Annotated in this window: 7 protein-coding genes; 6 read left to right on the top strand and 1 reads right to left on the bottom strand. The window is 67.9% G+C overall.

All coding sequences use genetic code 11. From position 1 onward, the window contains the following. Positions 1–13: 13 nt before the first annotated feature. The 6 genes from ACIA8X_RS06385 to ACIA8X_RS06360 all read left to right on the top strand — a co-directional run bounded on the left by ACIA8X_RS06385 (position 14) and on the right by ACIA8X_RS06360 (position 13,753). A complete protein-coding gene (locus tag ACIA8X_RS06385) occupies positions 14–814 on the top strand; it encodes a sugar phosphate isomerase/epimerase family protein (protein ID WP_399457977.1) in 801 nt (266 codons plus the stop codon). Positions 815–1,182: 368 nt separating this feature from the next. Beyond that, positions 1,183–1,542 carry a hypothetical protein gene (locus ACIA8X_RS06380; RefSeq protein ID WP_393451890.1) on the top strand — a complete coding sequence of 120 codons (360 nt, stop codon included), beginning with the start codon at positions 1,183–1,185 and terminating at the stop codon, positions 1,540–1,542. Positions 1,543–1,839: 297 nt separating this feature from the next. Continuing rightward, the gene (locus tag ACIA8X_RS06375; protein ID WP_399457870.1) at positions 1,840–2,664 is read left to right on the top strand and encodes an alpha/beta fold hydrolase; all 825 of its coding nucleotides are present in this window, start codon (positions 1,840–1,842) and stop codon (positions 2,662–2,664) included. 179 nt (positions 2,665–2,843) lie between these two features. Continuing rightward, on the top strand, positions 2,844–6,419 hold the full coding sequence (locus ACIA8X_RS06370) for a LamG-like jellyroll fold domain-containing protein (RefSeq protein WP_393451884.1): 3,576 nt from the start codon (positions 2,844–2,846) through the stop codon (positions 6,417–6,419). Between the two features lie 102 nt (positions 6,420–6,521). After that, entirely contained in the window at positions 6,522–13,364 is a 6,843-nt protein-coding gene (locus ACIA8X_RS06365; protein ID WP_399457869.1) for a polymorphic toxin-type HINT domain-containing protein, read from the top strand. A gap of 17 nt (positions 13,365–13,381) precedes the next feature. Then, a complete protein-coding gene (locus ACIA8X_RS06360; RefSeq protein WP_393451878.1) occupies positions 13,382–13,753 on the top strand; it encodes a hypothetical protein in 372 nt (123 codons plus the stop codon). Positions 13,754–14,002: 249 nt separating this feature from the next. Here ACIA8X_RS06360 and ACIA8X_RS06355 read toward each other — a convergent pair whose 3' ends face one another. Further along, complete coding sequence (locus tag ACIA8X_RS06355) at positions 14,003–14,389, bottom strand: DUF937 domain-containing protein (protein WP_393451875.1); 387 nt, start codon at positions 14,387–14,389, stop codon at positions 14,003–14,005. Positions 14,390–14,490: the final 101 nt, after the last annotated feature.

Below are 14,490 nucleotides of genomic sequence, written 5' to 3'. Positions count from 1 at the left end.
CTCCATCAACCAGATGACCGTCAAGCAGCTGTCGATGCCCGAACTGGTCGAGGAATGCGGCCGGTTGGGCATCGGCAACGTCGGCCTGTGGCGCGAACCCGTCGAGTCGTACGGCCTGGAGGCGACGGCCAAGCTGGTCCGTGACGCGGGCCTGACGGTCACCACCCTCTGCCGCGGCGGCTTCTTCACCGCGATCGACCCGGACGAGCGGGCGAAGGCGCTGGACGACAACCGCCGGGCCGTCGACGAGGCAGCGACGCTGGGCACGGACGTACTGGTGCTGGTGTCCGGCGGCCTGCCCGCCGGCTCCAGGGACCTGCACGGCGCGCGGGAGCGGATCGCCGACGCGCTGGGCGAGCTGGGCCCGTACGCCGAGGAGCGCGGGGTGAAGCTGGCCATCGAGCCGCTGCACCCGATGTACGCCTCCGACCGGTGCGTGGTGTCGACCCTGGCCCAGGCCCTGGACCTCGCGGAACGCTTCCCGGCCCAGCAGGTCGGCGTCACGGTGGACACGTACCACATCTGGTGGGACGACACCGCGCCCGAGCAGATCGCCCGCGCGGGGGCAGGCGGCCGTATCCATACCTTCCAGCTCGCCGACTGGACGACCCCCTTGCCCGAGGGCGTGCTCACCGGGCGCGGTCAGATCGGGGACGGTGCGATCGACATGCGGGAGTGGAAGGGGTACGTGGAGGCGGCGGGCTACACCGGCGCCATCGAGGTCGAGCTGTTCAACGACGGGCTGTGGGCGCGGGACGGGCGCGAGGTCCTCGCGGAGACGGCGTCGCGGTTCATGGAGCACGTCATCCGGTAACCGGCGGTAGCCTCGGCGATCCGCGCGATCTGCCCCGCATCGGCGATTTTGTCCGGGCGGGGCAGTTCCATGTCCGGATCAGGTTTGTGAGAGTTCCCTTTGCACAGCCCTCGCTAATAACCGCAGATAGACCCTGCAAAGGGAGTGCAAATCCCTGTGATTTTGCTGTCGAGTTTTACTTTTCGAAACCGTCGGGAACCGCGTACCCCCAGGTCATGTGCTTATGATCGGGCCCACCGCAAGGGAGAGCGAACGCTCGAGCGCGCGGCTGAATGGGCTCCTCTCGCCATGAGAGGAAGCTGAGAGATGGATTAGGGAAGCGATTCTGTGAGTCTTCTCTGAAATCCAGAAAAGCCAAGGAGTTTCCTGTGAACAAGCGTGTAGCAACCGTCGCCGCGCTCTCCGCCGTGCTCATCGCCGGCGGCGCTTCCGCCGCTGTCGCCGCGCCCGCCGCCCCGGTGTCCAGCATCACCGTGAAGGCGAGCTCCACCAAGGTGAAGCTCGGCGACCCCGTCACCTTCACGGGCAAGACCGCCGGCCTCAAGGACGGCAGCACGGTCACGCTCCAGGTGAAGCACGGAACCAAGTGGGTGTCCCTGCCCGCGACCGCGAAGGTCAACAAGGCCGCCTACAAGCTCAGCAGCAAGCTGCAGGAGAAGGGCCGCGAGGTGCTGCGCGTCAAGGACGGCAAGGCGGTGTCCAAGTCGATCGCGGTTGTCGTCGGCTGACCCCTGGTGAAGAAACCTGCCCCACCCCGTCCGATCCGGGGTGGGGCAGGTGTCGTTGGGGCCGTATGGCGCGAAGCCTTCCTCGGCCTCGCCGCCTGCCTTGTCCCACGCTGCCACATCGAACGCCATTGCCGGGAGTTCCGAAGCGCGGTACGTCGCCGGTTGTCTCAGAGATCCCTTGGTGGACGTCAAACGGGTCGCGGAGAGTAGAGCGGAGAGTAGAGGGGCACGGCTGGACGCCGCTGGACCAGGACTGGGAACGGGAACGGGAACGGAAACGGGAAAGGAAGATCGCTGATGACGACCCTCCATGTGACGGTGTGGGATGAGACCGGCGGCGAGGGAGTTCCCTCCGTCTTCGCGCACAACATCTTCACGTGGGGCAGTGACGAGGCGTACGGGTTCGCGGCCCAGCGACCACTGGCCGACAACTACCGCCTGCTCCTGGCGGACCGGCGCGGCTACGGCGGCAGCCCCGACACCGAGCGCAGCGACTTCGAGACCGACGCCGACGACCTGGTGGAGCTGCTGGCCCGGCAGGACGGCGGCGCCCACCTGGTCGGCCACGGCAACGGCGGCCTGGCGGCCATGCTCGCCGCCGGGCGCCGCCCCGACCTCGTACGCTCCCTCACCCTGATCCAGCCTGCCGCGTTCTCCGCGGCCGCCGGCCACCCGGTGGTCAAGGCGATGCTGGAGCGGGTACGAGACAGTGCCGGTGTGCCGGATTCGGTCACCCCGGAGCAGTACCTGCGCGCGTCCACGGAGGGCCTCGGGATGGCCATGCCCGAGCCGACCCCGGAGCGCCTGCGCGCCGTGGCCACCTCGATGCGCGAACGGCCGGTGTGGGAAGCGGAGGTGCCGTTGGAACCGTTGCGGGACGCTCCGTGGCCGACGCTGGTGATCTGCGGGACCTGGCAGGACGCGCCGGAGCTGTACCGCACGTACGCGGGCGAACCGCTGATCGCCTGCGCCGAGGCCGTGACCGACACCGTCGGCGCCCGACTGCTGCGCGTGCCCGGCTACTACCCGCACACCCAGCAGCCCGCTGCGGTGAACGCCGCTTTGCGTGAACTGTGGGGGCGGGTCGGCGTCGCTGAGGCAACTCGCGCGATGTGCAGTTGATGTGGTCTTGCAGTGGGTGAACCGTGGGGTGGCTGTGGCGGAAGTGTGAGATGTGCCTCGTGAAACTCCCTTGGTCAAGGGAGGGTCACTGGTTACTCTCCCTTCGACCGAGTAGTAAAAAAATAAAAAATGGGGGAAGGGTGCGGCCAAGTTGTCGCAGTCGTGCCGTGCGTGGGGCGATGACCGTCGCCTCGGCCGTGCTCGTGTTGGCCGGTGGCCTACAGGCCGTGCCGGTGCGGGCGATGGACGGTGAGACGGATACGGGGAGTTCGGGGCCTGCCGCCGATGAGGCGGCGCGGGGCAAGGAGTTCTGGGAGGACGACGGGCTTCCGGCCGCCACGGCCGAGGAGCGGGCGTCCGAGCGGGCGGTCGCCACAGGGAAGGCCGTCGAGGTCGGGGAGTTGACCTCGGGTACCAGTCGTGTGCTCGCCAATCCCGATGGGACCTTCACCGCCGAGTCCGTCACCTCGCCCGAGCGTGTGCTCAAGGACGGAAAGTGGACCGGCGTCGACACCACACTCGTTGCTCGGCCCGACGGCGGGCTCGCGCCTCGCGCGGCCGAGGACATCCGGTTCTCCGGCGGCGGCTCCGGTGAACCGCTGGCCCGGATCGTGAGCGGCGGCAAGGAGTACGCCGTGTCGTCTCCCTGGCCGTTGCCCGAGCCGGAGGTCGACGGGGCGGCCGCCGTGTACCGGTCGGTGTTGCCCGAGGTGGACCTGGCGGTTCAGGCGCACGCGGACGGGTTCACGTATCACCTGGTGGTGCACAGCCGTGAGGCCGCCGCCAATCCGGCTCTGAAGAAGGTGAGTTTCCCTGTCAAGGCCAAGGGGCTGTCCGTGCGTACGGACGACTCCGGTGCCGCCTCGTTCGTGGACTCCTCGGGGTACGCCGTCGTCTCCAGCGGCTCCGCCCTGATGTGGGACGCGGGGACGACCACCGCGACCACAGCGAACGCCTCCGTCAAAAAGGCCGCGCTCAGCTCAGCCTCCGTCGAAGCCGTCGCCGACACCCTCAGCGCCGGGGCCATGTCCCGTACCGCTGTCATGGACACCGATGTCACCGGCGACAGTTTCTCCATCGTCCCGGACCAGGGTTTCCTCGCAGACGAGGCCACCTCGTACCCGGTCGTCCTCGACCCGCCCGCCGTCAAGGCGAGCCTGACCGGCTGGACCACGCTGTGGTCCAACTCTCCCGGCACCAGCTTCTGGAAGACGAAGCACGCGCTCGGGGTGGGTTTCGACGCGTTCGTGGATGACAAGAAGTCGCGGTCGCTGTTCCAGTTCGACACCCGCCGGGTGGCCGGGAAGAAGATCCTCAACGCTACCTTCACGCCGTACGCCATCTGGTCGGCGAACTGCGTCAAGCACAACGTCGACCTGTATCGGACCAGCCAGATCTCCTCGTCCACCACATGGAACTCGCAGGATGGCAAGCGGCTGAAGTGGTACACGAAGGTCGACACCGTCTCGGCGGCCAAGGGGCACTCCGTGGACTGCCCGGACGGGGACATCGAGTTCGACGCGACCTCGGCCGTGGCGCACACCGCGAAGGCAAAGGACACGGTGACCACGGTCGGGCTGCGGGCCGACGAGGGTGATCCGATCGCGTGGAAGCAGTTCATGTCGCCGCTGGACCCGGAGGCCACGCCCTCGCGCAAGCCGCGGCTGTCGATCACCTATGTGACCCCGCCGAACAGCAAGCCCTCGTCGGTGAAGATGTCCGACCCGAAGGTGTCCTGCTCGGCCTCCTCCGCCCCGGCGCAGATCCGCGACACCACACCCCGGTTCACGGCCACGCCCACGTCGAGTGACGCCTCCAATGCCTCGCTGCGCCCCAACTTCGAGCTGTACAAGGGGAGCAGTACGACGGCGACCACGCTGAAGCCGTCAGCGTGGACCGACAGCGGTACGGCCGGTACGGCGGCCTCGGCGGCGCTGGACCAGAACGTCACGTACAAGTTCAGGGCCCGTACCGAGTACAAGTACTCCTGGAAGGGGGACACCCACTCCCTGTTCGGGCCCTGGTCGAGCTACTGCTACTTCAAGGTGGACTCCAAGGGGCCGCCGGCGCCCAAGGTCTCCTCGACCGTCTACAAGGAGTGCGCGGGCGACACCTGTGTGCCCGCCGACCCGGAGCAGGGCAGTGTCGGTATGACCGCCGGCTTCAAGGTCGAGGGCGGCGCGGCCGACGTACGCCGCTACGACTGGTGGCTGAACGGGGTCAAGCTCGGCAGCAAGACGTTCACGGCCAATACGCCGACGTACGAGATCGAGGCCGCTCCCGACAAGCGGCTGACCAACACGCTGCGGGTGCAGACGTACGACGGTGCGGGGAACGCCAGCCCGCACTACGACTACCTGTTCCGGGTGGCCAAGGGGTCGGATCCGGTGGGGAACTGGAAGTTCGACGACCGCAGCGGTACGACCGCCGCGGACTCCTCCGGCAAGAACCGGCCGCTGACGCTCACGGGGACGGCCTGGACGGACAAGGCTCGCCTCGGCGGCGGTGTGACCGCCAACGGCACGAGCGGCGCGGGTTTCACGGCGTCCTCCGTGCTGGACACCACCAACAGCTTCGCCGTCGGCGGCTGGGCGCGGCTCACCGCGAGGGACCAGGTCTCCACCCTGGCCTCGCAGGGCGGCACACGGGTGGGCGCCTTCCAGCTGTACTACTCGTCGTCGTACGACCGCTGGATCTTCAACCGGTACGCGGCCGACGCAGACGACACCGGGATCACGCGGGCGATCTCCAAGAAGCCGCCGGTGCTGGGTGCCTGGACGCATCTGATGGGTGTGTACGACCACAACAAGAAGCAGATCCGGCTGTACGTCAACGGGCAGCTGCAGGCGACCACGGAGTTCACGACCCCGTGGGCGGCGAAGGGCGTCTTCGACGTCGGCCGGATGAAGTCCAACGGCACCTACGGATCCTGGTTCGCCGGTGATCTCGACCACGTCCAGGTGTGGAACCGGGTCGTCTTCGACAACGAGATGTGGGCGATCGCCAACGCCGAGAACCCTGCCACCGGACAGCCCGAGCCCGCGCTGATCGCCAACTGGGTGTTCGACGAGGCCTCCGGTACGACGACGGCGGACGTCACCGGCCGGGGCAACACCATGTCCCTCCGAGAGGGCGCGACCCTCACCCCGACCGACGACCCCGCCCACGGCACCGTCCTCGCCCTCGACGCGGCGAAGGAGGCCCGTGGTGTCGCCACGGTCGAGCTGGACCAGTCCGGCAGCTACACGCTCGCGGGCTGGGTGAACATCGGTGACGGCACGCTCGACGACACCACCAAGGCATACTCGCCCACCGTGCTCGCCCACCCGGGCGCCGAGCGGAACTCCTTCCGCCTCTGGTACCGGCAGGAGGCGGGCCAGTCCGTCGGTGACTGGAACTTCGGCCGCTATGAGACGGACGCCCTCGACGGACCCGCCGCCATGGTGGTGTCGGACGAGGTGAACGCGCCGAGCGGCTGGGTGCATGTCACCGCCGTCTTCGACTCGGTGGACCGGTCGATCAAGCTGTACGTCTCCGGCCAGCGGCAGGGTGACGAGGAGGGCGTTCTCAGCGAGGAGGGCTTCCAGTCCACCGGCACGATGGTCGCCGGCATGGCCCGCCGCCACGACAACGGCGAGTGGGGCAACTTCCTGGCCGGCCAGCTGGACGACCTGCGCGTGTACGCAGGTGTCCTCTCCGAGGCCGAGATCACCCGGCTTGCGACGGTGGACGAGCCGCCGGTGCCGATCGAGTAACCGCCGCTCACTTCCTCGGTGCGGCGTGCCGGGCCGTCTCAGGTCCGGCACGCCCGCCCCGCAAACCTGTCTCATTCCTCTTCAACCGGGAGAACCCCCCACGTGTTGTCCAGGAACAGCTCACTGCTGCCCAAAAGCTGGGCATGGAGCAGAGCGAGCCGGCGCCGACTGGCCGCCGTCGCGCTGCCCGTGTCCTCGGCGGTCGTCGCCACGCTGCTGAGCGCCGCACCGGCGCGGGCGGCCGACACCGACCGCGACCACACCGCCCTGCCGAAGGCCAAGTACGGCAAGGCCCAGCCCTACGACCCCAAGGTCACCCAGGTCAAGGACCCGACGGTGGCCGCCGCGAAGAAGACCCTCGCCAAGGCACGTGCGAAGGTGAAGTGGCCGACCGCGTCGGCCGTGAAGGTTCAGCTGCCGAAGACAAAGGCGGCCCTGTCGGCGCGGACGGCCACAGCCCCACCGAAGGTGCGGGTCGTCGACCGCCGCACCACGGACCGCCTCGGCATCGACGGCCTCGTCTTCACCGTGTCCGCGACCCCGGGCACGAAGGCCACCACCACCGTCGACTACAGCTCCTTCGCCGACGCCTACAGCGGCAACTGGTCCTCGCGGCTGCGGCTCGTGCGGATGGCCGCGTGTGCGCTGACCACGCCCGAGAAGGCGGAGTGCCGCAGGACGACTCCGGTGGCGTCGAAGAACGACGGCGAGGCCGAGACCGTAACCGCGCAGCTCACCGCCCCGAAGGCCGGATCCGGCAAGACCAAGGCGCCGCAGGCCGCGCCCGCAGCCATGGTGATGGCGCTGTCCGCCGCGGCCGGTTCCGATCAAGGCACCTACGAGGCCACCCCGCTGGCGGCCTCCTCCACTTGGCAGGCCGGTGGCTCCAACGGTGACTTCACCTGGAACTACCCGCTGGAGACCCCGCCCGCCCCGGCGGGTCCGGCACCCAACCTCTCCATCGGATACTCCGCACAGAGCGTGGACGGCCGTACCTCCTCCACCAGCGCGCAGCCGTCCTGGATCGGCGAGGGCTTCGACCTGTCGACCTCGTACGTCGAGCGGGCGTACGGCAGTTGTGAGGACGACGGGCAGGACAAGAAGTACGACCAGTGCTGGAAGGAGGACAACGCCTCCCTCGTCCTCAACGGCAAGTCGACGCCCCTGGTGAAGGGCACCGACGGCAAGTGGCGGCCCAAGAGCGACGACGGCGAGCGGATCGTCCATGACACCGGCGCCGTCAACGGCGACGACGGCGACGACAAGGACAAGGGCGAGTTCTGGACGGTCACCGCGACCGACGGCACCCAGTACGTGTTCGGCAAGAACCGCCTGCCGGGCTGGAGTTCGGGCAAGGCCGAGACCAACTCGGTGTGGACTCTCCCGGTCTTCGGTGATGATTCCGGCGAGCCCGGCTACTCCTCCGGGGACGCCTTCTCGGGCCGCGCCAAGAACCAGGCCTGGCGATGGAACCTCGACTACGTCGTGGACCCGCACGGCAACGTCATGACGTACTGGTACGACAAGGAGCTCAACCACTACGCCAAGAACGGCACCACGGGCAACGGCACCGCGTACACGCGCGGCGGCTGGCTCAAGCGCATCGACTACGGGCAGCGCACCGACACGATCTTCTCCACCACCCAGCCCGCCGCGGCCCGGGTGAAGTTCACGGTCGCCGAGCGCTGTCTGCCGGTCTCCGGTGGTGAGAGCTGCGGTTCGCTGACCTCGTCCAACCGCAATGCCTGGCCGGACGTGCCGTTCGACCAGATCTGCGCGGCCGACAAGCCGTGCACCGACCAGCCCAGCCCGTCGTTCTTCACCCGAAAGCGGCTCACCGACGTCACCACACAGGTGCACGACGGCTCCGGCAGCGCGGACAGTGACTACCGCGCGGTCAACGCCTGGCACCTCGACCAGTCCTTCCCCGATCCGGGCGACGGCTCGGACGCCGGGCTGTGGCTGGACTCCATCAAGCGCACCGGCAAGGCGGGCACCGACGCCTCACTGCCCTCGGTGACGTTCAGCGGCATCCAGCTGCACAACCGGGTCGACAGGACCGGGGACGACGTGGCCCCCTACATCAAGTGGCGGGTGCGTACGGTCACTTCGGAGACCGGATCCAAGCTCACCGTCAACTACTCCAAGGAGGACTGCGTCGCCGGGTCGGACGTGCCGTCCGAGCTGGACAAGAACACGCGCCGCTGTTACCCGGTCAAGTGGATCCCGCCGTCCAACCCGACGCCGGGCACCGACCCCAAGCCGCGCACCGACTTCTTCCACAAGTACGTCGTCACCCAGGTCACCGAGTCGGACCCGTACGGTGGCGCCCCGCTGAAGCAGACCGATTACAGCTACGGCGGCGGGGGAGCGTGGGCATACGACGACGAGTCGCCCATCACACAGGCCAAGTACCGCACCTGGGGCATCTGGCGCGGTTACCAGAAAGTCACCACGACCACCGGTGAGGCCTCCGGTACCCGCTCCAAGTCGACGTCGCTCTACTACCGGGGCATGGACGGCGACAAGCAGTCCGAGTCCGCCACCCGCTCGGAGACGGTCACCGACTCCACGGGCAAGGCGGTCACGGACTCCGAGCAGTTCGCCGGCCAACTGCGCGAGCAGATCACGTACAACGGCGTGGACGGCGCCGAGACCAGCGGCACCATCAACACCCCCTGGTCGCGTACCACCGCCACGGACAAGCACTCCTACGGCGAGGTCAACGCGTACATGGTGCGCACCGCCTCCGCCGTCACCCGCACCCCGGTCACCGGCGGCACCACGCTGACCTCGACCAAGCGGACGACGTACGACCCGACGAGCGGTCTCGCCCTGAAGGAGGAGACGGACGCCGCCGGGGAGAAGGACTGCGTCGTCACCGAGTACGCCGTCAACGAGTCGGCGTGGATCTTGTCGCTGCCCAAGCGGGCGGAGAAGGTGTCCACCGGCTGCGACGCCACCCCGAAGCGGACCGGCGACCCGAAGACGACCGACGTCATCTCGGACCTGCGGGTGTCATACGACGGCCAGGCGTACGGCAAGGCGCCGACGAAGGGAGACGCGACCCGGCAGGAGCGGGTCACCGGCTACACCGCCGACGGAACCGCCCAGCTCCAGACCGTCACCACCGCCAAGTACGACGCCCTGGGCCGGCTCACCGACAGCTGGGACACCAAGGGCACCCGCACCAACCACGCCGAGTACACCCCGGCCGCGGGCGGTCCGCTGACCAAGCTGACCGAGACCAACGCGCTCGACCACACCACGACCACCGAGTTCGCGCCCGACTGGGGTGTGCGCACCGCGACCGTCGACCCGAACGGCAACCGCACGGAGCTGGCGTACGACAGCTTCGGCCGGCTCACCGACGTCTGGCTCGCCGACCGTGACCGCGGGTCCGGGCAGTCGCCCAACCACAAGTTCGAGTACAAGGTCCAGAACACCGACGCGTCCTGGGTCGCCACCAAGTCGCTGAACAACGACGGCACCTCGTACCGCACCGAGTACGCGATCTACGACGCGTTGCTCAGACCGCGCCAGACCCAGACGCCCGCAGCGTCCGGCACGGGTCGCGTGATCACCGAGACGAAGTACGACACCCGCGGCCTGGCGGTCTCCACCTCGGCCGACTACATCGACACCAGCGCCCCCTCGGGCAAGCTCGCCGATCTCCTGACGGCGGCCCCGGCGGGCACGGAGACGGTGTACGACGGTGCCGGGCGGCCGACGGTCGAGAAGGTCCTCACCAACGAGAAGGAGTTCTCCCGGACCACGCACACCTACAACGGCGACACCACCACCGTCGAGCCGCCGGCTGGCGCACCGGCGGTGCGGGAGAGGACGGACGCCCGGGGCCGGCTGACCGAGAAGCTGGAGTACGACGGCAACAAGGCGACCGGTTCCTTCAGCCGTCTCACCTACGGCTACGACCACGCCGACCGGCTCACCTCCTTCAAGGACGACGACGGCAACACCTGGTCGTACGGCTTCGACTTCCTGGGCCGCCGGACCAGCACCTCCGACCCCGACGCGGGCGCAAGCACCTCCGAGTACAACGACCTCGACCAGGTCGTCGCGGCCACCGACGCCCGGCAGAAGACGGTCGGCTTCACCTACGACCTGCTCGGCCGGGCAACCGGCAAGCTCGACGGCAAGGTGCCGGTGGTGAACGGCGCGCCGGCGCCCGAGGACTCCAAGTACCTCGCGCGCTGGACGTACGACTCCATCGCCAAGGGACAGCTGACCTCCGCCATCCGCTACGTCGGAGGCAAGACCGGCAGCGTGTACGCGCGCACCAACGCCAAGTACGACAAGCAGTACCGGGTCCTGAACGAGCAGTACACGGTCAGCAAGACCGAGGGCGCGCTGTCGGGCACCAATGGCATTTGGACCATCGCCAACGCCTACAACCTCGACGGCACCCCGCAGAAGCGGACCATCCCCGCCATGGGCGGCCTCGGTCAGGAGGTCCTGGAGTACGGCTACACCGAGCAGCGCATGCCGGACACCCTCAAGGGCCTCACCGGCATCGTCCAGAACACCGACTACCTCCCGGCCGGCGAGCAGATCCGCACCACGCTCGGCGTCTCGTCGTCGGCGGACTGGACGGAGATCAACCGCTCGTACGAGACCGGCACCAAGCGGCTGGCCCGCCAGACCGTGGTGTCCGAAACGCACACCGGCACGGACGCGGACGTGCATTACCGCTACGACCTTGCCGGGAACCCGGTCGAGATCGAGGACAAGGCCACCAGCCCCACCGACCGCCAGTGCTTCACCTATGACGGTCACCGCCGACTGAAGTCCGCCTGGACGACCACCGCCGACTGCGCCACCACGCCCAGCACTTCCAACGTGGGTGGTCCCGGCAAGTACTGGCAGTCGTTCACGTACGACAGCGCGGGCAACCGCAAGACGGTCACCGACCATGCGTCCGGGGCCACCACCTCGTACACCTACAAGACGGCCGACCAGACCCGTCCGCATGCCCTGGCCTCCACCGAGACCAAGAAGGACGGCACGGTCACCGCCACCACCGGCTTCACCTACGACAAGGCGGGCAACACCGACACCCGCACGATCGGCGGCAAGACCCAGGACCTCGACTTCAACACCGAGGGCAGTCTGGAGAAGGTCACCGAGGCGGACAAGTCCACCACCGAGTTCCTCAACGATGCCGACGGCAACCGGCTCATTCGCCGCGACGCCACCGGCACCACCCTCTATCTGGGCGAGACCGAACTGCGGCTCGAGAAGGCCAGCGGGAAGGTAACGGCGACCCGGTACTACGGCCACGGCAATGACACCGTCGCCGTGCGTACCACCGCCGGGCTGTCCTGGATGGTGGGCGACCACAACGGCACGGCGAACGTGCAGGTCGACTCGGCCACGCAGCGGGTCACCCGGCGGCAGATGAAGCCGTTCGGCGAGGACCGGGGCACGGCCGCCACCGCGTGGGTCGGCGAACGGGGCTTCGTCGGCGGTGTGCAGGACCCCACCGGTCTCACCCACCTGGGAGCACGGGAGTACGACCCGACCACCGGCCGGTTCGTCAGCGTCGACCCGGTCGCGGACCTCAAGGACCCGCAGCAGATCAACGGCTACGCCTACAGCAACAACAACCCGGTCACCTTCGCGGACCCCGACGGCAAGTTCTTCTTCGCCCTCATCAAACTGTTCATCGCCCTCGTCAAACTGATCATCGCGTACATCAACTACATCAAGAGCAGGTCCTCCACCTCCTCCGGCAACGGCTCCGGCGGCATGTCCACGATGGGCAGCGCCAACCACGTGTCCGCTTCCTCCGGTGGGGGCGCCGACAGTTGCCCCCTCGTCCAGCGGAACTACGGGCTCTGCAACAACACGGAGCCGGCCGATCCGAGAGCCGAGGGGTCCTTCAAGGACTTCGCCGCGGGAGCCGGCCACAACCTGATCTCGGGGCTGGAGGCCCTGATCGAACTCAGCCCCGGCTGCTGGTTCGAGGACTGCGGCGGCGCCACCGACATGTACGACGACTTCGTCGAGGGCAAGGGCGTCGACGAGGACTCCCAGGCCTACGACGCGGGCGACGACACGGCCGAGGTGGCGGGTCTGTTCAACCTCGGCGGCTGGATCAAGGCGCTCACCAAGAAGCTGCTGAAGGACACCACCAAGAAGACGACCAAGGACGTCGAGGCGCCGGATTCGAAACCGAGCTCCAAGCCGAACTGCAAGTGCTTCCTCGCGGGCACCGATGTCCAAATGGCCGATGGCTCGACCGAGGACATCGAGGACATCGAGATCGGCGACAAAGTCCTCGCCACGGATCCGAAGACCGGTGAGACCGGTGCCCGCAAGGTCACCCGCCTCATAGTCACGGAGGCCGACAAGCACTTCAACGAGTTGTCCATCGCCACCGAGGACGGTGTCAAGAAGCTCACGGCGACCCACGAGCACCCGTTCTGGTCCCCGTCCGAGCGGAACTGGATCGCCGCGGGCGCCCTCACTCCGGGCATGACCCTGCGCACGGACGAGGGCGACACCGTCGTAGTCACCGGGAACCGCGCGTACGACGACAAGGTCCGCACCTACAACCTCACCGTCGCTGACCTGCACACGTACTATGTGCTGGCGGGCAACACGCCAGTGCTCGTGCACAATTCAGGCGGCGAATGGTGTACCCCCGAGGAGCGCATCGAAGATGCCGCGGACATCGGTAATGGGCACGCGGGAAGCAAACATGCCGGTGACTTTCCGGGGCATTCGCCCAAGGATATCGGAGACCTCGCCCGGGGTGTGATGCAGAACCCGGCACGTACTAAGCCGCTGGGTAGTGGGCGGAGAGCGTACCAGGGGAAGGATGGGTCCACGATCGTGATTCACGACCCGATGCATCCAGATGGCGGTACTATCTTCCGTCGAGATCCGGGAACAATTGACGATTACTGGGACGGGTTGAACTAATGCCTGAAACTCCTATAGTGGCGAGTGACCTGCTCACCGAGGATGAGGTCGCCTGGCTGCGGCGCGCACTCCTGGAATGGGGTGGTCCGGCTCGATGCGGCGATGAGCTCGCTATTGGTATGGGGTTCGAAGGTATGCAGGATCTGCTCGACCAATGCGGCAGGCTGCGTTCCGCACTCGGAAACGGTATTCCGGTAGCCCCGGTTGATTGGGCGCGCGTATTGCTGGCCGCAGAGATTGTCTTTGTTAGTGATCTTGCGGGTTCGGGGTACGAATGGTCGACGACCACGGGATTTAGCGACGAGTCGAGCATCCGAATTCTGCGTGCAATCCAGCGCAAATTGGCCAGAGTGGTAAGGCCTTACTTTGCAAAGCGGCCGAGTGCGTAGAATCGCCAGGTTGCATTTCTGGTGAACGACGGATCCCTCGAAGGAAGGGGCCCCGTCGGAGTGATCTCCGGCGGGGCCCCGCAGCCGTTTGACGGCAACGTCAGCGGACAACGGCTGCGGTGTGCGCGCGGCTGGAAGCGGCGGGTGAGGTTGGCCGGGGCGAGGGGCTACCAGTCGCTGGGTGAAGGCATACGGGAGTGGCGGATGGCGGCCGTTCCTGCGGTGACGTCAAGGTCTTCCCAGTGAGGCTCAGCGACGCCCCGCCCGCTTCGTGAGCACCGCCAGCTCCACCGGAATCACCATCCCCACCACCCGGGACACCGCCTCCGGCGCCAGCCCCGTCCGCCGGGCCACCGCGTTGGCGACCGACTCGGCCTCCTCGGCCAGCACCCCGGCCATCAGGCCGCCCGTCGCGAAGCCCCCCAGTGTGGCCACGCCCGTGAGCGGGGCCTCGTGTGGTGTCGCGACCGTCTCGGCCTCGCCGGACAGTGCGGCCACCGTCGTACCTACCATCTGCCGGGCGCCCGCCTCGTCCGTGCCCAGCAGCCCCGCGATGTCCCCGATCCGGTCGTCGCCGAGCTCTTCGAGCACGTCGTCCTGGAGGGACGTGAGGGGGTTTGCGTCTACCTCTGACATGTCTGAAACGCTACTTCTGTACGAGTTTCTCGGCACGCCGAGCGCCTCTCGGGAGACGTGAAAAAAAATCTGCGGCGGCCGTACAACCCTCCGCCCACTTC

Source organism: Streptomyces sp. NPDC051738 (assembly GCF_044453205.1).
GTDB lineage: Bacteria > Actinomycetota > Actinomycetes > Streptomycetales > Streptomycetaceae > Streptomyces.
This window is presented reverse-complemented; position numbering and strand designations above follow the sequence as displayed.

Coding starts and splice junctions, on each gene's coding strand:
- ACIA8X_RS06370 (WP_393451884.1), top strand. CDS start 2,844: ATGACCGTCGCCTCGGCCGTGCTCGTGTTGGCCGGTGGCCTACAGGCC.
- ACIA8X_RS06355 (WP_393451875.1), bottom strand. CDS start 14,389: ATGTCAGAGGTAGACGCAAACCCCCTCACGTCCCTCCAGGACGACGTG.
- ACIA8X_RS06375 (WP_399457870.1), top strand. CDS start 1,840: ATGACGACCCTCCATGTGACGGTGTGGGATGAGACCGGCGGCGAGGGA.
- ACIA8X_RS06385 (WP_399457977.1), top strand. CDS start 14: ATGACCGTCAAGCAGCTGTCGATGCCCGAACTGGTCGAGGAATGCGGC.